Annotated in this window: 17 protein-coding genes; 5 read left to right on the top strand and 12 right to left on the bottom strand. The window is 34.2% G+C overall.

The features are described 5' to 3' along the window. Positions 1–13: 13 nt before the first annotated feature. On the bottom strand, positions 14–595 hold the full coding sequence (locus LG651_RS08385) for a phage tail protein (RefSeq protein ID WP_226695690.1): 582 nt from the start codon (positions 593–595) through the stop codon (positions 14–16). Positions 596–803: 208 nt separating this feature from the next. Between LG651_RS08385 and clpB the strand changes: the two genes are divergently transcribed. Continuing rightward, positions 804–3410, top strand: a complete 2607-nt coding sequence (gene clpB / locus LG651_RS08380) for an ATP-dependent chaperone ClpB (RefSeq protein ID WP_226695689.1) — start codon at positions 804–806, stop codon at positions 3408–3410. A 324-nt stretch (positions 3411–3734) separates the two neighbouring features. Beyond that, positions 3735–4478: a deoxyribose-phosphate aldolase gene (gene deoC / locus LG651_RS08375; RefSeq protein WP_226695688.1), complete on the top strand. Its 744-nt coding sequence runs from the start codon at positions 3735–3737 to the stop codon at positions 4476–4478. Between the two features lie 14 nt (positions 4479–4492). Here the strand turns inward: deoC and LG651_RS08370 are convergent, their stop codons facing one another. The 5 genes from LG651_RS08370 to LG651_RS08350 all read right to left on the bottom strand — a co-directional run bounded on the left by LG651_RS08370 (position 4493) and on the right by LG651_RS08350 (position 9536). After that, the gene (locus LG651_RS08370) at positions 4493–5341 is read right to left on the bottom strand and encodes a 5-oxoprolinase subunit C family protein (protein ID WP_226696039.1); all 849 of its coding nucleotides are present in this window, start codon (positions 5339–5341) and stop codon (positions 4493–4495) included. After that, on the bottom strand, positions 5334–6065 hold the full coding sequence (pxpB, locus tag LG651_RS08365) for a 5-oxoprolinase subunit PxpB (RefSeq protein WP_226695687.1): 732 nt from the start codon (positions 6063–6065) through the stop codon (positions 5334–5336). The genes LG651_RS08370 and pxpB overlap by 8 nt, the downstream gene beginning before the upstream one ends. A gap of 3 nt (positions 6066–6068) precedes the next feature. Next, positions 6069–6806, bottom strand: coding sequence for a 5-oxoprolinase subunit PxpA (pxpA, locus tag LG651_RS08360; protein WP_226695686.1), 738 nt, complete (start codon positions 6804–6806; stop codon positions 6069–6071). 6 nt (positions 6807–6812) lie between these two features. Further along, a complete protein-coding gene (locus tag LG651_RS08355; RefSeq protein WP_226695685.1) occupies positions 6813–7928 on the bottom strand; it encodes a DUF2891 domain-containing protein in 1116 nt (371 codons plus the stop codon). A gap of 72 nt (positions 7929–8000) precedes the next feature. Next, positions 8001–9536 (bottom strand): YifB family Mg chelatase-like AAA ATPase, encoded by a 1536-nt coding sequence (locus tag LG651_RS08350; RefSeq protein ID WP_226695684.1) that lies wholly within the window; start codon positions 9534–9536, stop codon positions 8001–8003. A 278-nt stretch (positions 9537–9814) separates the two neighbouring features. Here LG651_RS08350 and LG651_RS08345 point away from each other — a divergent pair, with 278 nt between their 5' ends. The 3 genes from LG651_RS08345 (at position 9815) to LG651_RS08335 (ending at position 12342) form a co-directional block, all read left to right on the top strand. Continuing rightward, on the top strand, positions 9815–10330 hold the full coding sequence (locus LG651_RS08345) for a hypothetical protein (RefSeq protein ID WP_226695683.1): 516 nt from the start codon (positions 9815–9817) through the stop codon (positions 10328–10330). Between the two features lie 622 nt (positions 10331–10952). Next, positions 10953–11714, top strand: a complete 762-nt coding sequence (locus LG651_RS08340; protein WP_226695682.1) for a sensor histidine kinase — start codon at positions 10953–10955, stop codon at positions 11712–11714. Then, positions 11701–12342, top strand: a complete 642-nt coding sequence (locus LG651_RS08335) for a response regulator transcription factor (RefSeq protein WP_226695681.1) — start codon at positions 11701–11703, stop codon at positions 12340–12342. The genes LG651_RS08340 and LG651_RS08335 overlap by 14 nt, the downstream gene beginning before the upstream one ends. On the opposite strand, the gene LG651_RS08330 is transcribed toward LG651_RS08335, so the two are convergent. The 6 genes from LG651_RS08330 to LG651_RS08305 form a co-directional block, all read right to left on the bottom strand. Beyond that, on the bottom strand, positions 12339–14630 hold the full coding sequence (locus tag LG651_RS08330) for an FdhF/YdeP family oxidoreductase (RefSeq protein WP_226695680.1): 2292 nt from the start codon (positions 14628–14630) through the stop codon (positions 12339–12341). The genes LG651_RS08335 and LG651_RS08330 overlap by 4 nt on opposite strands. Further along, complete coding sequence (locus tag LG651_RS08325; protein WP_226695679.1) at positions 14627–15247, bottom strand: nucleotidyltransferase family protein; 621 nt, start codon at positions 15245–15247, stop codon at positions 14627–14629. Before LG651_RS08325 ends, LG651_RS08330 begins: the two co-directional genes overlap by 4 nt. Before the next feature lies 1 nt (position 15248). Beyond that, positions 15249–16259, bottom strand: coding sequence for an XdhC family protein (locus LG651_RS08320; protein WP_226695678.1), 1011 nt, complete (start codon positions 16257–16259; stop codon positions 15249–15251). A gap of 7 nt (positions 16260–16266) precedes the next feature. Continuing rightward, on the bottom strand, positions 16267–18486 hold the full coding sequence (locus LG651_RS08315; RefSeq protein ID WP_226695677.1) for a xanthine dehydrogenase family protein molybdopterin-binding subunit: 2220 nt from the start codon (positions 18484–18486) through the stop codon (positions 16267–16269). A 12-nt stretch (positions 18487–18498) separates the two neighbouring features. Beyond that, a complete protein-coding gene (locus tag LG651_RS08310) occupies positions 18499–18963 on the bottom strand; it encodes a (2Fe-2S)-binding protein (protein ID WP_226695676.1) in 465 nt (154 codons plus the stop codon). A gap of 81 nt (positions 18964–19044) precedes the next feature. Next, entirely contained in the window at positions 19045–20010 is a 966-nt protein-coding gene (locus LG651_RS08305) for a YheT family hydrolase (RefSeq protein WP_226695675.1), read from the bottom strand. Positions 20011–20020 lie beyond the last annotated feature (10 nt).

The following is a 20020-nucleotide window of genomic DNA, read 5'->3' as shown; positions in this document are numbered from 1 at the left end:
AATGTATTAAAGGTTATGGTCTTGACGGATAAGTTCCGGTAGTACAAATTATATAATGCATACCTATGGAAGGAGGAGAAATATTAAAGGCTTCTCCATTTCCTGTATTTCCAACCATTGTTTCACTCATGGTTGTATTTGCTGTATCTGTATATTCCGTATCAAAATTATTTGTATGAGCTAAAACATTGTCGGTTGGCTCTGAGCTGGTACCAGAATTAGTAGATGCGTTAACAGCATGATTATGAACCGGTAAATTCCCAACCGAAAGTGTTGTTGTTTCCGAACCAAATTTAGCTCCTTGTAACCTTGAAGTTAACCCTGGCCCAGAACCTACACCTACGGGCACTCTACCTCTTAAATCTGGCAACCCAAACGTAGTTCTGCCATCGCCACCATAAGTAGTTCCAAGAATAGAAAATAAAGCGGAGTTCGAGCTAATTGCTAATAATTGACCGTTACAAAAAGCCCAATTTCTTGGTGCAAAATTACCTGCAAACAAGCGTATTTCCCCAATAAATCCATCTTGAGAAAAAGAAACTATTGTACTCAGCAACGTAATAATAAATAAAAATTTGTTAAGTTTTGTCTTCATAATTAGTATAGTTAATGGTTATTACCTAAAAATAATCAAAATTTAGCTATTAACATAATATAACGAAGCAAACAAAACAGACAAATTGACACTTAAAACAGAAAGAAAAGCGTCATTTTGTCTCACCAGACGCATTGGTAAGGTTGTTGACTATTACACTGTGAAAAAGAAAAAAAATCAGCAAACAGCGAAACAAAATTTTAAACCTATGAACTTTAATAATTATACCATAAAATCGCAGGAAGCCATACAGCAAGCGCAGCAAACTGCGCAAACTTTTGGTCATCAACAAATAGAAAACGAACACCTATTTAAAGGTGTTTTAGAAGTTGACGAAAATGTACTGCCTTTCATTTTAAAAAAGCTAAACGTAAACATTTCCGTTTTACAGCAAGCTTTAGTTAAGCAGTTGGAAAGCTATTCTAAAGTTGCAGGCGGTGAACTTATGCTATCGCGCGAAGCTGGAAAAAGCTTAACCGAGGCTTCGGTAATCGCTAAAAAAATGAAAGACGATTTCGTATCTATCGAGCACCTCATTTTAGCCATTTTTAAATCGAAAAGCAAAATTTCGCAAATTCTAAAGGATCAAGGGGTAACCGAAAATCATTTAAAATTGGCTATTGAAGAACTTCGCAAAGGCGAAAACGTAACCTCTCAAAGTCAAGAAGATACTTATAATTCGTTAGCAAAATATGCAAAAAATTTAAATCAATTAGCTAAAGACGGCAAATTAGATCCGGTTATTGGTCGTGATGAAGAAATTCGTAGAATTCTTCAAATTTTATCACGTCGTACCAAAAACAATCCTATTTTGGTTGGCGAACCTGGTACCGGTAAAACAGCTATTGCCGAGGGTTTAGCACACCGAATTATAGACGGCGATGTACCTGAAAACCTAAAAGAAAAACAAATTTTTGCCTTAGATATGGGTGCGCTTATTGCCGGAGCAAAATATAAAGGCGAATTTGAAGAGCGCTTAAAATCGGTTATCAAAGAAGTCACTACAAGTAACGGCGACATCGTGCTGTTTATTGATGAAATACACACGCTTGTTGGCGCAGGTGGCGGGCAAGGCGCTATGGATGCTGCCAATATTTTAAAACCTGCTTTAGCTCGAGGCGAACTTAGAGCTATTGGTGCAACAACTCTTGATGAATACCAAAAATACTTCGAAAAAGACAAAGCTTTAGAACGTCGTTTTCAAAAAGTAACAGTTGACGAACCCGATACCGAAAGCGCTATTTCTATACTTCGAGGTATAAAGGAAAAATACGAAACACATCATAAAGTGCGTATAAAAGATGAAGCCATTATTGGTGCGGTAGAGTTATCCACACGCTACATTACCAACCGTTACCTGCCAGATAAGGCTATAGATTTAATGGATGAAGCAGCCTCAAAATTACGCATGGAAATAAATTCGAAGCCAGAAGAATTAGATGTTTTAGACCGAAAAATAATGCAGCTTGAAATTGAAATTGAAGCTATTAAACGTGAAAAAGACGAAAACAAATTAAAAATCTTAAGAAGCGATTTAGCTAATTTAAAAGAGCAACGTAACGACATTAATGCGAAATGGAAAAGTGAAAAAGAAGTTGTAGACAATATACAAAACACCAAACAAGCTATTGAAAACTATAAACTAGAAGCAGAAAAAGCAGAACGTGATGGTGATTATGGTAAAGTAGCCGAGTTACGATATGGAAAAATAAAAGAGGCTCAAGAGCAACTTGAAACTTACCAAATACAATTGCAAGCCCAAGCTGAAAATTCTTTAATAAAAGAAGAAGTAACGTATGACGATATTGCCGAAGTTGTTGCTAAATGGACAGGTATTCCTGTTACCAAAATGCTGCAAACCGAACGTGAAAAACTACTAAATCTTGAAAAAGAATTACATAAACGCGTTGTGGGCCAAGAAGAAGCTATTGAAGCCGTAAGTGATGCCGTACGCCGTAGTCGTGCAGGTTTACAAAATCCGCAAAAACCAATAGGAACCTTCTTATTTTTAGGAACTACGGGTGTAGGTAAAACTGAATTGGCAAAAGCCTTAGCCGAATATTTATTCGACGATGAAAATGCCATGACCAGAATAGATATGAGCGAATACCAAGAACGTCATGCCGTAAGTCGTTTGGTTGGTGCACCTCCTGGATATGTTGGTTACGATGAAGGCGGACAACTTACTGAAGCCGTAAGACGTAAGCCTTATTCTGTTGTGCTTCTCGATGAAATTGAAAAAGCGCATCCAGATACTTTTAATATCTTGCTACAAGTGCTAGATGAAGGTCATTTAACTGATAATAAAGGTCGTGTTGCCGATTTTAAAAACACTATTATTATAATGACCTCAAACATTGGAAGCCATATTATACAAGAACGTTTTGAAGCTACAAAAGATATTGATTCAGCTATTGAAGCCGCAAAAGTTGATGTTTTAGGCTTATTAAAGCAAAGTGTGAGACCAGAATTTTTAAATCGTATAGACGATACCATTATGTTTACGCCACTAAGTGCAGAAAATATAAAAGATATTGTTGGCCTACAATTAAAAGGTCTTACAAAAATGATTGCAAAACAAGGTATTACTTTTGATGCTACTCCAGAAGCTGTTAACTATCTAGCTTTAAAAGGATACAACCCAGAATACGGAGCGCGTCCTGTAAAACGTGTTATTCAAAAAGAAGTACTAAATGCTCTAAGCAAGGAAATATTAGCAGGTAAAATAATAATAGATAGTATTATTTTATTGGACGCTTTCGATGATAAACTTGTTTTTAGAAATCAAAGAGATTTAGTAGCTCAAGGCGCTTAAAACCTATTATAAAAGGTTAATAAGCATAAACTTTTCGATAAAACGCAACTAAAAGTAATCGAATTTTTTTTAACAAGAATTCGATTACTTTTTTTATTTCCTTCAAAATCAGCGTTGATTATCAGGATATTAGTGGCTTCAGCCAATATTTAGCCAATTCGATAAAAAAAATCAACAATTTGGTGTTGATAAAAACGAGAGAATTCTCGACAAACGGTTACTTTTTATCTTTAATTTAGCATCACAATAGCAAAACACTTATTAGTATTAGTAATCCTATATTAATACATTATTCGTTAAAACCTAACAACATATAAAACACTAATGAACATCTCGCACTTTATTGATTATACACTTGTAGCGCCCTCAACTACCGAACACGAAATTATAGATCACTGCTATAATGCCATAAAAAATGGGAACTACGCTGTAACAGTAAACAGTTGTTATGTTCCATTAGCCGCGCAACTTTTAGCTGATAGCGACGTAAAAACCTGTGCAACCGTTGGATTCCCTTTTGGTTTCGCCGACACAAAATCGAAGGTATTCGAGGCTACTGAAGCCATAAATAACGGTGCAACAGAAATTGATATGGTAATTAACTTAGGTTACCTAAAGAGTAGAAATTATGTATCGGTTTTAAAAGATATTTTTGAATTAAAGCGCCATATAGGCAACACGCCTTTAAAAGTTACTATTGAAATTTCAGAATTAACTAAAAATGAAATTATAAAGGCTTGCGAAATTTGCTTAGATGCCCGAGTAGATTTTATTAAAACCTCAACTGGTTTCTCTAAAGGTGGAGCCACATTAACTGCCGTAAAAATTATTAAAAAAACGGTAAAAAATAAAATCAAAATAATTGCATCAAATGGAATCGATGACTATGAAACTATTTTAAAATACATTGAAAGTGGCGCAGACATAGTAGGCACCTCAACTAATGTAATGCAGGTAAACAAAACGCAGCAAGCACGAAATTCTAAGATATTTAAACAATATATTGATAACTTAGAAAATAAGCAGAATAACGAAAACCACACCAAAATATTAAAAGAAATGGATTAATTCATTTCTTTTTTTTATGCCTTAAATTTAAAATAAAACGTTGCTCCTGTAAACTTTTGCGACAAAATATTAATAGCATTCCCTGTTAATTGTAATACTCTTGGGTATCCGCCCGTGGTTTGGCAATCACGCATTAAAACAATTAATTCCCCAGAAGGTGTTAATTGCACCGTTCCCGGCAATACTGGCGAAGTAATAATGGGCTCTATAGTATTCTCAAAAATTTCAACTAATTGGTAAGCCATTCGGTTATTGTTTTTAGAAACCGTAAACTGCTGTGAAAGTAACTGTCTTTTTTGTTGTTGCGATAATAAATAAAACTCTGGTCCTTTAAACACGTTTATAATCTTTTGGTTTAAATAGTCATTATTATACTTAATAGATGCCAATGATGGATTTGGGCTAAAACTTACTGAGTTATACGTTAAAACATCTCCTTTTTTTATACAACACGGATCTGTAATTCCAAGAAACATGGATTTACTTCCTAAAACCGATGTCGTTTTAAATTCGCCCATTACCGCTAAATAAGTCCTAAAACCTTGCTTAAGTTTTCCAAACGATAAAACATCTCCAGCATTTACAAAAATTGCTTTATTAATGGAAATTGGAGCATCATTTAATTTTGGTAGCATGTCTGCTCCGGCTATTGCAATTAAAGTAGCTTTTTCAAACTGAAGCTTTGCTCCTAGCATAGTCATTTCTAAAACAGCTTTATTTGCTTTATTACCCAAAAGGGCATTTGCAAACGCGGCCGCCTTTCTATCCATAACACCAGAAATAGGAACCCCAAATTCCTGAAAATTAGGACGTCCAAAATCTTGAATTGAGGAATAAAACCCTGCATTTAAAACCCTAAGCACCAATCACCTCACTTTCTATAAAATACACGTCGTGTTCCACTAAAGTTTTAATATCTAAAAACTCCTTTTTACTAACCGGAATAAACTTTATACCATCGCCTGCTCTAGCAAAACAAGGCTCACTTTTATTTACGTTAAAAAAATTAATAGGTGTTTGCCCAATTATATTCCAACCACCTGGGCTATTACTTGGGTAAATTCCAGTTTGATTCCCGCCAATAGCCACAGAACCTTTTTCTATTTGTAAGCGTGGTGTGCCTTTCCGTGGTATTTCTAAGGCTTCATCTAATCCGCCCAAATATAAAAATCCTGGTAAAAAACCTATAAAGTATACTTTGTAAGTGACTAGAGAATGCTTTTTAATTATTTCATCAACAGATAAATCTTTTTCAATTGCTACGTGTTTTAAATCTATACCAAAACACGGATCGTAACACACTGGTATTTTCCAAATTTTATTTTGAAATGGCATGACTTCTGCCTCGGATTGGTAAATACTTTTAAGCGCAGTTATTAAACTTTCAACATTTAAAATGTTATTTTTAAACTGAATTAATAATGATTGATACGCGTGTTTTATCAACACTATTTCAAACATTTCTGAAGCTTTTATTTTCGCTTTAAACTGTAAAACATCATTTAAAATATCTTCATTAATTAATTTAGGCCATTCTATTAAAACGGCGCATTCATTAAATTGCTTATATGTTAACGTATAACTCATAAACTACCTTATAGATATGCCTTTATTTTTTAACTCACTAGTTAAATATTTTATTAATTGGATGGCTTTGGGGTTGTCTCCATGCACACAAAAAGTTTGTGCCTTTATTGGTGTTTTTGTGTTTTTTATAGTTAACACTTTTTGTTGAGTAAACATTTTATAAACATGGTTAAACACTAATTTTTCATCTTTAATAACTGCATTTTCTAGTTTTCTAGACACTAAAGTTAAATCAGGATTATAATTTCTATCTGCAAAAGCTTCAAAAACAACTTCAATATTATTTTTAATAGCCAAATCTGCTAAAACCGATTTATATGGCGCATACAATTTAACTTTAATAGATAATTGCTTCATTGCTTCAACTACCGCTGTAGCTGCTTCGGTGTTAATTGCAGCATAATTATAAAGTGCACCGTGAGGTTTTATATGATGAAGGGTTGCGTTTTCTTCTTTTATAATATTTATTAAAACTTCAATTTGATTTTTTAAAGATGCAACCAAATCAATAAAAGGCATGTCAACAATAACTCTTCCAAAGTTTTCTTTATCTGGATATGATGGATGCGCACCTATTTTTATGCTATTTTTTTGCGCTAATTTTATAACAGTTCGCATAGTTTCTTCATCTCCTGCATGACCACCACAGGCAATATTGCAAGACGACACTAGCGGCAACAATTGCACTTCGTTGCCCATGCCCTCACCTACATCTGCATTTATATCGATTTGACAGCCCAAATTTTATTAATATTTTGATGTATTTAAAGCATAAATAGCAAAGCTCCCCAGCCAATGTCCGCCCTCATAGCTATCGCCAAAAATACTTGGTAGCGAATGATTGATGTGATAATTTGCTACATTTTGTAAATGCTGATATTCTGGTAAGCCTTCTGATATTTTGTAGAGATTCCATGCACGTGAAAAATTTACACCATCTAAATGAACTAAATGCCCATCGGTTCTATCGGAAACTAAACCAACATCTAGCCTATAATTTTTGTTTTTAAGTTCTGGTAAAAATGCATTTAACCAAGTTTTAAAGTCTTCTTTTGGCAATAAGCGCTTCATTAAAGCTGCCTCTTCCAAGCATGGCGATAAAAAATCACTTCCGCTAGGTTCCCAACTCATCGGGCAATTGGTATCGTTTAAAAAGAAAAATTTGGCGCGCTCTGTAATGGCCATTTTTAAGGCTTCGTGGTTTACAGTTTCGGCATAATCGTAGGCAAAATTAAGCCCGAAAGCAGTATTGGTGTGCGTTCCAACACGTTGGGGATAATTTAGTTTTGGTAAAAAGGCGATGTACTTTTCTGCAATTAAATCAGTTAACGGTTGTAGGTTACTTTCCAGTGTTCTTGCGGTTTCGCTATCCCAGGCATGAAGCTCTTCGGCTAATTTTAACAACCACGCCCAACCATAAGTGCGCTCGAACGATTTGTTGTGTTTACCTTGAAAATATTCAATTTCCTTAGCGATATTTTCCTTTGAAATATTTTTGAGTAATCGTGTTTTTATGCCTTCAGCATCATCAATATTAGGAAATTGCTTTAGCAAACTAACTAAACTCCAATGCCCGTGAACCGACGAATGCCAATCGAAACAGCCATAAAACGCAGGGTGTAAAGTACTTGGTGATTTTAAATCTTGATCGCTACCTAAAGTTTGCGACAACTTGTTAGGATATTCGTTGTTTATGCAGTGCAATGGTAAACCTGCAAGCTTATTGGCTTGTTCTAAATTTAGAGTTGTTTTTTTTGATATTTCTACCTGAATATTTATGATTTGTTCTGTTGAAGTTTGTTGTTTTGAGTTGTTACAACTGAAAATTGAGATAAATATTAGAGAGAGTATTTGTTTTTTCATGACCTAAATTTAGACAAAATTTATTCCAGATAATTACTAAAAAGCGAAATGTTTTTAGCATTAATTCATTTTCTACCCCAACCACCCATCTCGATCTAAACTTCTGTATTGAATGGCTTCACTAATATGTGTTCCTGTAACTGTTTCGCTGGCTTCTAAATCGGCAATGGTTCTAGAAACTTTAAGAATGCGATCGTAAGCTCTAGCCGATAAATTTAAACGTTCCATTGCTGTTTTTAAGAGTTCTTTTGAAGCATCGTCCAACACACAATATTTACGTATTTGCTTGGTATTCATTTGGGCGTTGTAATGCACGGTATCGCTTTCTGCAAAGCGCTTGGTTTGAAATTCTCGGGCTTTCGTTACGCGTTTGCGAATTTCAACCGAAGTTTCTCCTTTTCGGTCATCGCTTAATTTATCGAAAGGCACTGGCGTTACTTCAATATGAATATCGATTCTATCTAACAACGGTCCAGAAATTTTACTTAAATACCGTTGCATTTCGGCAGGGCTTGAAGTTACAGGCGCATCCGGATCGTTAAAATAACCTCCAGGACTTGGATTCATGCTTGCAACTAACATAAATGAAGACGGATAAGTTACCGTAAATTTTGCTCTAGAAATGGTAACCTCTCTATCTTCTAAAGGTTGGCGCATCACTTCTAAAACTTCACGCTTAAATTCGGGTAATTCATCTAAAAACAAAACACCATTGTGCGATAAGGAGATTTCTCCGGGTTGCGGATAACTACCACCACCAACCAAAGCCACATTTGAGATGGTATGATGCGGACTCCTAAACGGGCGTTGTGCCATTAAACCGCTATCTTTTACACGCCCAACTACCGAATGAATTTTTGTGGTTTCAAGAGCTTCGTGCAGCGTCATAGGTGGTAAAATACTTGGTAAACGCTTTGCTAACATGGTTTTTCCTGCTCCTGGTGGTCCTATTAAAATAATGTTATGTCCGCCAGCGGCTGCAATTTCCATACAGCGTTTTATACCTTCTTGTCCTTTTACATCGGCAAAATCGAATTCTGGAAAATCGAGGCTTTTTTCAAATTCTTTTCTGGTATCAATAATGGTTTGTTCTAAGACTTCCCCTTTATCGAAATAATTTATAACCTGCTTAATATTTTCAACACCATAAACCTCTAAATCATTAACAATAGCAGCTTCTTTGGCATTTTGCTTAGGCAAAATAAAACCTTTAAAACCTTCTTCTCTGGCCTTAACAGCAATTGGTAATGCGCCTTTTATTGGCTGTAATGTGCCATCGAGCGAGAGCTCTCCCATAATCAAATAGCGCTCTAAATTATCGGCTTTAATCTGGCTTGTTGAAGCTAAAATACCAATGGCTAAAGTTAAATCGTATGCGCTTCCTTCTTTACGTAAATCGGCAGGCGACATATTAATTATTATTTTTTTTCCAGGAATTCTATAACCGTTATTTTGAAGTGCCGCAGCAATGCGATAATTACTTTCTTTTATAGCATTATCTGGTAACCCAACTAGGTGATACCCTATACCCTTATCTACATTTACCTCGACTGTTATGGTGGTAGCTTCAACACCAAAAACGGCGCTTCCAAAAACTTTTTTTAGCATATAATTGGTTTATTCATTTTAAATGTAAGAAAAGTATTTTAAATGTTAAACCTCATTAAATGTATAATTAATTTTAATTCTTAAATATTAATACAGATTCTTAAGGGGGTTTTTCCCCTTTTTTAAAGGAAAAAGATGGTTTATTTATCGCACACACCTTATTACATAATTAATTTTCAGAACTTTAACCCAATCTTATTTGATTTTTAAAATTTAACGGCGTGAGATTTTTAATATTAATCTGTACTTTTATAAAAACCTCTAAACAATCCATTATTATGAAAACTAAATCTTATTTTTTAATATCCACAACATGTGCTTGTGCTATTTTTTTTATTGCATCTTGTATTTCGAATACATCGAATATTAAAACCGACCGAGACAAAATACCATCGCAAACCATAAGTTATAAGGAAGCTGATGTTCTGGAAGAAGAATTTAAAAAAACACGAGCCGAAGTTTTAAACAAACATTTAGGTTTTGTAGATGCTCGAGAATTTTTATTCTCATTAGATTCATTAAAACAATATATTGCGTTTTTTGAGCGTGAAGCAAAAAAACAAGGCTATACAGATTTGGGAATTAGAATATATTTCGGGGCTTACCCAGAAAGCAAAAATTACCCCGATCCAGGAAGAGCTACAGTATTTTTAATGCCCACAGGAAATAAAGTTAAATCGCAAGGAAGTGCCGTTCCATTTACATTTTCTTCGAGAATTGTTGATGATAATATTGAAGGTATTCCAGGTTTTAATTACGGGCATGCTGGTAAGCCACCAAGAGACATTGATTAAATTTAAAAATGCACATAACTGTTATTATATCTTATGCCATTAGTTCACTCGAACTAATAGCCGCTTTTTTTGCCCTAATACATTATAAAAAGTACGCTCAATCTACCGAGCGGTACTTTTTACACTTTTTATGGTTTACTTTTTTTATGGATTCTATAATTGGTTCCTTTATTGGGCCCTATTTAAAAATTAACAATACTTGGGTATATTTTATTTACACAGGCTTAAGTTTTACTTTTTACTGCTGGTGGTACTACAAGGTATTAATAAAAACAATTCATAAAAAAATAAGTGCTTATTTATTAATAATTTATATCTTAATTTTTATTATTAGTGTTAATAATAATCCGTTACAAAAATACCTTTTTATAATCGGCGCATTTTTTGTACTCATTTTAACAGGTTTTCATTTACATCAATTATCGAACTCCGACTATACCTTAAAAATTAAACATAAATTAAGCTTTTGGATTAGTACAGCTCTAGTGCTTTTTAATGTTGGAATGTTTCCACTAGTTCTTTTGAGTGATTATTTTGATGTAAGAATGAATAATACCATATTTAATATTGTTTTATTTTTTTTAAACCTCATTCTTTATACCTGCTTTATAATTGGATTTATATGGACGAAAAAGAAATACAATCATTTTTAATAATATTTTCGGCAGTAATTTTTGTTATTGCCTTTACCATGATTTCTCTTTTTGTGCTCTTTCGTAAAAAGAAAAATGATTTGTTACTAGAAAAAAGAATAGCCGAACAAAAGTTTGAGCAAGAAATTGCTAAAGCTCAAATTGAAATTAGAGAGGAAACTTTTAGAAACATTAGCTGGGAATTACACGATAATATTGGGCAATTGCTAACCTTAGCAAAAATACAATTGGTAAATAATTTATCGCAAGATGAAGTAAAAGAAACAATAAGCAAAAGTATAAAAGAACTTAGAACATTATCTAAACTAATAAACCCTGAAGCTTTAAAAAATATAGAATTGACCCAAGCAATACAGGATGAAATTGATAGGTTTAATAGATTAAATTTTATTGAAGCCAAATTAGTAATTGAAGGTGATACAAGATCATTAAATCATAAAACCGAAATAGTATTTTTTAGAATGTTACAAGAATTTTTCTCGAACACCATAAAACACGCAAAGGCTTCCCATTTGTGCGTTACCTTAAACTATACACCAAAAATATTAATAGTAACGGCAAAAGATAATGGTTTGGGGTTTAACCTAAATGAAGCTCAAGATTCTGGCATTGGATTAATTAACATAAAAAGTAGAGCTAAATTGGTTAAGGCTGAAGCCGAAATAACTTCAAAACCAAATGAAGGTACACAACTAACTATAACATATCCTTATCAAAATGAAAACCCATAACATTGTAATTGTAGAAGACCACAACCTACTGTCTCAAGCCATTGCGGGATTAGTGAATTCTTTTGAAAATTTTGTTGTGCGATATACATGTAAAAACGGTAAAGAACTTTTAACCAAGCTAAAAACACAAGAAAATATTCCTGATGTTATTTTAATGGATGTAAATATGCCGATTTTAAACGGTATTGAAACAACCGAAATACTAAAACATGAATACCCAAATATTAAGGTTTTAGCACTTTCGGTAGAAGAAAACGAAGCCACCATTATAAAAATGTTAAAAGCTGGGGCTAAAGGCTATTTACTTAAAGATGTTGAAAAAAACATTCTTGAAACGGCCTTAAATGAAACCATCACACAAGGTTATTACCACACTAAAGATGTGTCGAATATTTTAATAAATTCTTTAACCGAAGACAATTCGAGCAGTGTTAAACTTAAAGATCGTGAAATAGAATTTATTAAATATACCTGCTCTGAAATGACTTATAAAGAAATTGCAGAAAAAATGTTTTTAAGCCCTAAAACTATAGATGGATATCGAGACAATTTATTTCAAAAGCTAAAAGTAAAAAACCGCATTGGCTTAGTACTTTACGCCATAAAAAATGGTATTTATAAAGTTTAAGATTCTATTGTAATAATTATGCTTTTTGACGCTGGCGTTTTTGCTGTATGTGCAAAACTATCTAATGACACCAATACATTAGTTTCTGGAAAATAGGTTGCGCAGCAGTTTTTGGGTATATCGTAGCCCACTACTTTAAAATTATTGGCTTTTCTGGTCACGCCATTAAATTCAGATTTTAAATTAACTACTTGGCGCTCTTTTAAATGGCGCTCTTTCATATCTGTTCTATTCATAAATATAATACGGCGCTCATTAAAAATTCCGCGGTAGCGATCGTTTAACCCATAAATTGTAGTATTAAATTGATCGTGACTTCTAATCGTCATCATTACTAACTCGTTATCTTTTAATTTCCACTCCGGTAATTTATTTACAGTAAAATTTGCTTTACCGGTTTTGGTTTTAAACTGTCTTACCCTTGCACCATTTGGCAAATAAAAACCCGATGGTTGTTTTAGTTTAGTGTTATAATCCTTAAAACCGTCAACAACCTCGGCTATATCGTTTCTTACTAGGCTATAATCATCTTTATAAGCTAACCAGTCTATTTTAGTATTATCTTTTAAAGTTGCATTTGCTACGCCACAAACTACAGCAACTTCGCTTATAATAGTATTAGAACAGGGCTCTAAAATTCCTTTTGTTGACGACACAACACCCATAGAATTTTCTACACTTTGCACCTGAACACCGGTTTTTTGATAATCTTTTTCCGTTCGTCCTAAACAAGGTAAAATGAGCGCTTCTTTTCCTGTAACTAAATGCGAACGATTTAATTTTGTACTAACATGAACGGTTAAATTACAATTTGCCAAAGCTTGAGCCGAATAATTTGTATCTGGTACTGCCGAAATAAAATTACCGCCCAAACCAAAAAACACTTTAGCCTTCTTTTCATACATGGCCTTAATAGCATCAATTACAGAATAACCGTGTTTAGTTGTGGGCTTAAAATTATATTTGCTTTCAATTTTATCTAAAAATGCTTGTGGAGCCGCTTCCCAAATCCCTACGGTTCTATCGCCCTGAACGTTGGAATGACCGCGAACAGGACATGTTCCTGAGCCTTCTTTTCCTATGCTTCCTTTTAACAATAATAAGTTGACTAACTCACGAATATTATCAACCGCATTTTCATGCTGTGTTAAGCCCATGGCCCAACAAATAATTATTTTATCGTTATGAAGTAGCAAATCGAAAACTTGGTTAAAAACAGCCTTTGAAACTCCAGAAAGCTTCAAGCAAGTTTCAAAATCGAATCTTTTTAAATCTGATATAAAATCTTCGTAACCTGAGGTAAAACTTTCAATAAAATCTTTATCAAAAACATTGCCTTCTGCTTCTTCTTTCTCTAAAAGTTTTAGCAATATTGCTTTTGTAAACGCCACATCTCCATTAATGGTTATAGGTACAAATACATCGGCTATTTTGGTGCCGCCAGTTAATAGTTTTAATGGGTTTTGCGGATTTGTAAATTTTATAAGTCCAGCTTCTGGTAATGGGTTTACGGCTATAATCTTACCACCGTTTTGTTTGCATTTTTCTAGAGCGGTTAACATTCTAGGGTGGTTGGTTGCTGGGTTTTGCCCAATTACCATAACCACTTCGGCTTTGTATAAATCGTCTAAAGTTACCGAGCCTTTTCCAATTCCCAACGTTTCAGAAAGCGCTTTTCCACTGGCTTCATGACACATATTTGAACAATCTGGCAAGTTAGCCGTTCCATACGCTCTTACAAACAATTGGTATAAAAATGCCGCTTCGTTAGTGGTTCTCCCAGAAGTGTAAAATACAGCTTCGTCCGGCGATTCTAGCGTATTTAAATGATGACCTACCTTAGCAAAAGCATCTTCCCAAGAAATGGGTTGATAGTGTGTGGCACCTTCTGCCAGAAACATTGGCTCCGACAAACGTCCCGATTTTCCTATTTCGAAATCTGATAATTTTGCTAGTTCATCGACCGAATGGGTTTTAAAAAAATCGGCCCCAATGGTTTTATTTTGAGCTTCTTCGGCTATAGCTTTTATACCATTTTCGCAATATTCACCTAAACTAGAGCGCTCGTCGTCTGGATCTGGCCATGCGCAACCCGGGCAATCAAATCCGCCTTTTTGATTTATTTTTAGTGATAGTTTTACACCATCGCTAAGCTTCATATATTTTGAAACCTGATTTACAGACGATTTAATTGCACCAAAACCAACACTATTTGTTGGAGGTGTTTTAAGTTTTAACTGGCTAAAATTATTTGGTGTTTGTGCCTTATCTTTAGGTGATGAACTCATTTAAATTCAAAATTACGACTCACCAATAGTTGGTAGTCTTCTTTTGTGTCTAAATCTACATTTTTATTAGGAGGTATTAAAGTTTTAATAGCATATTCGTGATCCTTAATTATATGTTTTGCACCTTCATCACCCTGCAATCTTTTTAAATATTTAAAATATAGCTTATCAAAAAGTACGGGTACACCTATTTTTTTATCACTATAATATGTAGCTACAATAGATTTATTATCAACATTATAACCGGTAATCATTTTATTTATATAATCAGAATCTATAAATGGTTGATCTGCTAAAACAAAAAGAACAGCATCAATATTTATATCAGAATTTAGTATAAAATTAATAGAAAAAGCAATAGAAGTTCCCAATCCTTCATGCCATAATTCATTATTTAAAATTGAAATGGGATAATCTTTAATTTCAGAAGAAATTAAATCAAAATTTGCTCCCAAAACCACGTATACATTTTTACAATTTACCTGTAAAACGGTTTCAATTGTATGAGCAATTAGTGTGCTATTTTTCCAAGGTAATAATTGTTTAGGTTCTCCCATTCTTGTAGAAGCGCCCGCCGCTAAAACCACAACTGCTATGTTTTTTGTGTTTTTAAACAATTTATTTTGAATGAATTTCTTTCTCTTTTTTACTTAAAGACAACGGTTTTTTGTGCCTTGTATAAGCCAATATTTCCGAAATTATAGACACAGCTATTTCTTGAGGTGTAATTGAGCCAATGCTTAATCCTGCCGGACCATGAATGACATCTAAAAATGTATCACTAATATTTGGACAGTATTCTATAAATTGATTGAGTAAGTCGTCTCGTCGTTTTACAGAACCTAAGAGTCCTATATAATTTGGCGATGTCTCTTTTAAAGCCACTAAGTATCGTAAATCGTAAGCAAAATTATGAGTCATTAACACAATAGCGGTTTGACTATCGATATCTTTAGTATTAAAAGCTTCTGGTGTAGTAGTTACCATTGAATTTGCTCCCGGAAAACGTTTTATAGATTTTAATTCTGAAACGCCCGAAACTACAGTCACTTCCCAACCTGTTAATGCAGCGTATTTGCATAATTCTACAGCATCGTGTTCTGCGCCAATAATCACTAATTTAAAGAGAGGTTTTAAAATTTGGCTAAACACTTGTAATTCGAGATTAACTTCTACTTTTGATATTGAAAATACTTTATCATTTAAGAAAACACAAGACCCTATGCCATTAAAAACACCTTCTAGCTTTTTGTAAGATGATTTTATTTGAAAATTGATTCTTGATTTTAAAGTTTGAAAAAAAGAAGCTTCGAATTCGGAATTAAGATTAAAAAGTTCGAGCAAAATATACAATACACCCTCGCACCCCAGACGATATCTACCATCGTAAGTCATTATTCTAGACGCTCCAGTTTTAAAAACTTGTTTAGATTGTAGCAACACTTCTTTTTCTACACAACCACCACTTACTGCGCCAACCATGGCATCGTTTTCTAGAATTAACATTCTAACTCCCGGTTTACGGTATGAAGAGCCATCTAAAGCTACTACTGTAGCTAAAACAGATTTAAGTCCTTTAGATTTTGCTTTAAAGGCTTCTTCAACAATATTTTTAAACTCATGTGTCATCTTAAAATTACACTTTTAACTCCTCCGTAATTCCTAAATTAGCCATATAAGGTTGTTTAGTTAAACGCGCCCCTGTTGCCTGATAAATGGCATTTGCAATTGCGCCGCCAACTGGAGGTAATGTAGGTTCTCCAAGACCTGTGGGCGCAATATTATTCTGCACAAAATGTACGTCTACCTTTGGTGTTTGCGCCATTCGTATTAATTGATACGTGTTAAAATTATTAGATTGTGGCTTGCCATTTTTAATAGAAAAATCGGCATACATTGCATGACCAACACCATCAATTACTCCGCCTTTTGCTTGATTCATGGCTCCTAATGGATTAACTACTATACCGCAATCTATTGCACAAGTTACTTTTTTAACAACTGGCAGACCATTTTCTAAAACAATTTCGGCAACCTCGGCAACATGTGTGTTATGAGAAAAATACGCTGAAAAACCTTGGTAAACATCTGGTTTTGTTTTTCCCCAATGGGACTTATCTACCACAAGTTTAATAACATCTTCCATTCGTTTTGGATCAAATTTCATGCGTTTGTCGTTAACGTCTTTTAAGTTCTCTAACAAATCTAAGTAGAGTTGAACGTGGTCTATTTGCAATTCTTCAGCTAAAACATTAAAAAAACTTTGCTCTGCGCTTGCTAAAAAATGAGTCACCGGGGCTCTCCAAGCTCCTGTAGTAATGTTACTTTTGTATGTCGCGGCATCAACCTGATAATTTTCGATAGCGCCAGCGGGAAAATAGTTAGCCATTGGTGTTGGAATACTTGCGTTAACACCTGCCCCTTTTAAATGATAGCCTGTTAACTTTCCGTTTTTTATTGATGCAGTAAATCGATACTTTACACAAGGCCGATATACACCTGTTGTCATGTCTGCTTCTCTAGATGATACCATTTTAATAGGTTTTCTTATAGCATCAGCAATTTCTGCAGCTTCCATAACAAAATCATTATAAAGGCGTCTGCCAAAACCACCGCCCATTCTGGTTATTTCGGCGCTTACTTCTTCAATAGGTCTTTCTAGCACTTCAGAAACCATTTTAGCCGCAGCAGCAGGCGTTTGCATATTACCTATTAAACGCACTTTTTCATTCGTTACATGAGCAAAAAAGTTCATAGGTTCTAGAGTATTATGTGGCAAAAAGGGTGCTTCGTATGTCCGTTCTATAACTTTATCTGCTTCTGAAAATGCTTTTTTTACATCTCCATCGGAACGTCGTGTTTCAAATTTATCGCCATCTAATAAATCGAATAATACTTTATCATGATCTTCGGTACTTTCAAGTTGTGAGTCTTCTTTCCAAGTGGTTTTTATCGCTTTTATACCTTTAAAAGCATCCCAAGTTGTTTTAGCAATAACAACAACTTTATCACTATTACTGGTTACGAGCGTCCAATTTTGTTTCCCGCTATTTTCGTAGTCTCGTATTTTAGTTCCAATGGTAATTACATCAACTACACCTGGCAAAGCTTTAGCCTGTGTTGCATCGAAAGACTCTAAAATTTGCCCAAAAGCTGGTGGCCTTATTATCGATGCATATAACATGCCTTCTTCTTTATAATCTAAACCAAATAAAGGCTTTCCTGTTATAATTTTGTCAACATCAACATTCAATTTTCCTTTACCAATAATTGTAAAATCTTTTGGATCTTTTAGTGTCACATTTTCAGGAACTTCTAATGTGGCTGCTTCTAAAACCACATCGCCATAACCTAATTTATCGCCATTCGCATTGGTAATTACTCCTGCTTTTGCAGAACATTCTGAAGCAGGAACACCCCATTTAGCAGCAGCGGCATTAATTAACATTTGCTTTGCCGTAGCTCCGGTTTCTCTAAGAGGTTTCCAAGATGCGCGTATAGAGCCGCTTCCACCTGCTATTTGTCGGTTATAATTTTTTGTATCTAACTTTCCTTGCACCACAAAAACATCTTCCCATAACACATCTAATTCTTCTGCGATTAACATAGGCATTGAGGTTTTTACACCTTGACCTATTTCTGGGTTTGGTGAAAAAATGGTGACTTTACCCTCTGGTGATATTTTAATGTAGGCATTAAAATCGTTATAGTTTAACTTGCTTAAATCTATTGGTAGTTTTACTTCAGATTTACAAGCATTAAATAAATTAAAACCAATAAGCATGCCGCCACTTGCCAATGCCGATGTTTTTAAAAACGATCTTCGGCTAAACGTTGAATTCTGTTTGTTTTCCATTTTATATCGTTTTTAGTGGTTTAATTTATCAGCCGCTACTTTAACCGCTTCCTCTATACTGTTGTAAGACGCACATCTGCAAATATTGCCATTCATGGCATTTCTTATTTCTGAAGTATTTGGCTTAGGGTTTTTATTTAAAAACGCCGAAACAGTCATTATTTGTCCTGCTTGACAATATCCACACTGCGGCACATCTATTTCTTTCCAAGCTATTTGAACTGGGTGTTCCCCTTTTTCCGAAAGACCTTCAATAGTTGTAATTTCTACATCTTTCGCAAATTGAACTTGTAGTAAGCAACTTCGAGTGGCAACACCATCAATATGAACTGTACAAGCCCCACATTGCCCAATACCACAGCCATATTTTGTTCCTAGTAAATTTAAATGGTCTCTTAACACCCAAAGTAAAGGTGTGTCTTCATCAACCTCAACACTGTGGTTTTGGTTGTTTATTTTTAAATTGAAAGTTGGCATAATTACTTAGATTAGTTTAGCACGTTGTAAAACAAGCACTTACTAAAACTATGAAAAAATGCAAGTAACGGGTGAAAACAGCTATGTATTTAACATAGTTTTAATAAACTCCAAAGCGCGTCTCTCATTGTAGTACACATTTTTCTTATCTATAAACCCCACATGGCCGCCATGGTTTGGCATTTCTAAATATAAATTCGGGTTTTGTTTAGCTTCTTTAACAGGATAACATTCTGGCGACAAAAATGAATCGTTTAAAGCATTTATAATTAAAGTAGGCACTTTAATATTTGGTAAAAATTGTAACGCACTACATTTTGTATAATAATCGACTGCATCAATAAAACCATGTGCTTTTGAGGTGTAAACATTATCGAAATCTTGTAAGCTTTTAATTGATTTCACAGCTTCAACGGTTAATTTATCTGGAAATTTTTCTTGTTTTTTAGCTAGTGCAACTAATAAACTTTTTAAAAACCTATCGTGATAAGGTTTGTTTTTAAGCTTGCTTATTTCTTTACATGAACCATATAAATCGCAAGGTGCAGAAACCGCAATGGCTTTTTTTATTTCTTTAGGAACATTTTGAGTTTCTCCTAAATATTTTAGTAAGAGATTCGCTCCTAAACTAATGCCTTTAATATATATTTCGTCATACTTGTTTTTAGATAAAACATGATTTATCACCTCTTGCAAATCTGCAGTAAAACCAGAATGATAGGTGTGATAACTCAAGTTATCTTCTTCGCTACAACCTCTAAAATTAACCGCCAAAGCATCGACACCGTTTTGGTTAAACAATTTAGCTGTTCCGGTTATATATGGACGTTTAGAATTCCCCTCTAAACCATGAAGCAAAATGATTATTTTATTAGTTTTCTCTGTTGAATAACTCCAGTCTAAATCTAGAAAGTCCTTGTCTTTTAAAGTAATACGTTCGCGTTCTTGATTTAATTTTACGCGGCGTACTAAACCAGAATAAACAGTTGATACAAATCCGTTTTTAAAATAAAATGCTGGCTTGTAGGTCGATTCTATTACGGGCATAAGTTAGTTG

The sequence above is a fragment of the Neotamlana sargassicola genome (assembly GCF_020523965.1).
In the GTDB taxonomy this organism is placed as follows: domain Bacteria; phylum Bacteroidota; class Bacteroidia; order Flavobacteriales; family Flavobacteriaceae; genus Neotamlana; species Neotamlana sargassicola.
The sequence above is the reverse complement of the archived record's forward strand: the minus strand, read 5'-3'. Positions and strand labels throughout refer to the sequence as shown.

Excerpts from the sequence above, each read along its gene's own strand:
- LG651_RS08385 (WP_226695690.1), bottom strand. The coding sequence starts at position 595 with ATGAAGACAAAACTTAACAAATTTTTATTTATTATTACGTTGCTGAGT.
- clpB (WP_226695689.1), top strand. The coding sequence starts at position 804 with ATGAACTTTAATAATTATACCATAAAATCGCAGGAAGCCATACAGCAA.
- deoC (WP_226695688.1), top strand. The coding sequence starts at position 3,735 with ATGAACATCTCGCACTTTATTGATTATACACTTGTAGCGCCCTCAACT.
- pxpB (WP_226695687.1), bottom strand. The coding sequence starts at position 6,065 with ATGAGTTATACGTTAACATATAAGCAATTTAATGAATGCGCCGTTTTA.
- LG651_RS08355 (WP_226695685.1), bottom strand. The coding sequence starts at position 7,928 with ATGAAAAAACAAATACTCTCTCTAATATTTATCTCAATTTTCAGTTGT.
- LG651_RS08350 (WP_226695684.1), bottom strand. The coding sequence starts at position 9,536 with ATGCTAAAAAAAGTTTTTGGAAGCGCCGTTTTTGGTGTTGAAGCTACC.
- LG651_RS08345 (WP_226695683.1), top strand. The coding sequence starts at position 9,815 with ATGAAAACTAAATCTTATTTTTTAATATCCACAACATGTGCTTGTGCT.
- LG651_RS08340 (WP_226695682.1), top strand. The coding sequence starts at position 10,953 with ATGGACGAAAAAGAAATACAATCATTTTTAATAATATTTTCGGCAGTA.
- LG651_RS08335 (WP_226695681.1), top strand. The coding sequence starts at position 11,701 with ATGAAAACCCATAACATTGTAATTGTAGAAGACCACAACCTACTGTCT.
- LG651_RS08330 (WP_226695680.1), bottom strand. The coding sequence starts at position 14,630 with ATGAGTTCATCACCTAAAGATAAGGCACAAACACCAAATAATTTTAGC.
- LG651_RS08320 (WP_226695678.1), bottom strand. The coding sequence starts at position 16,259 with ATGACACATGAGTTTAAAAATATTGTTGAAGAAGCCTTTAAAGCAAAA.
- LG651_RS08315 (WP_226695677.1), bottom strand. The coding sequence starts at position 18,486 with ATGGAAAACAAACAGAATTCAACGTTTAGCCGAAGATCGTTTTTAAAA.
- LG651_RS08310 (WP_226695676.1), bottom strand. The coding sequence starts at position 18,963 with ATGCCAACTTTCAATTTAAAAATAAACAACCAAAACCACAGTGTTGAG.
- LG651_RS08305 (WP_226695675.1), bottom strand. The coding sequence starts at position 20,010 with ATGCCCGTAATAGAATCGACCTACAAGCCAGCATTTTATTTTAAAAAC.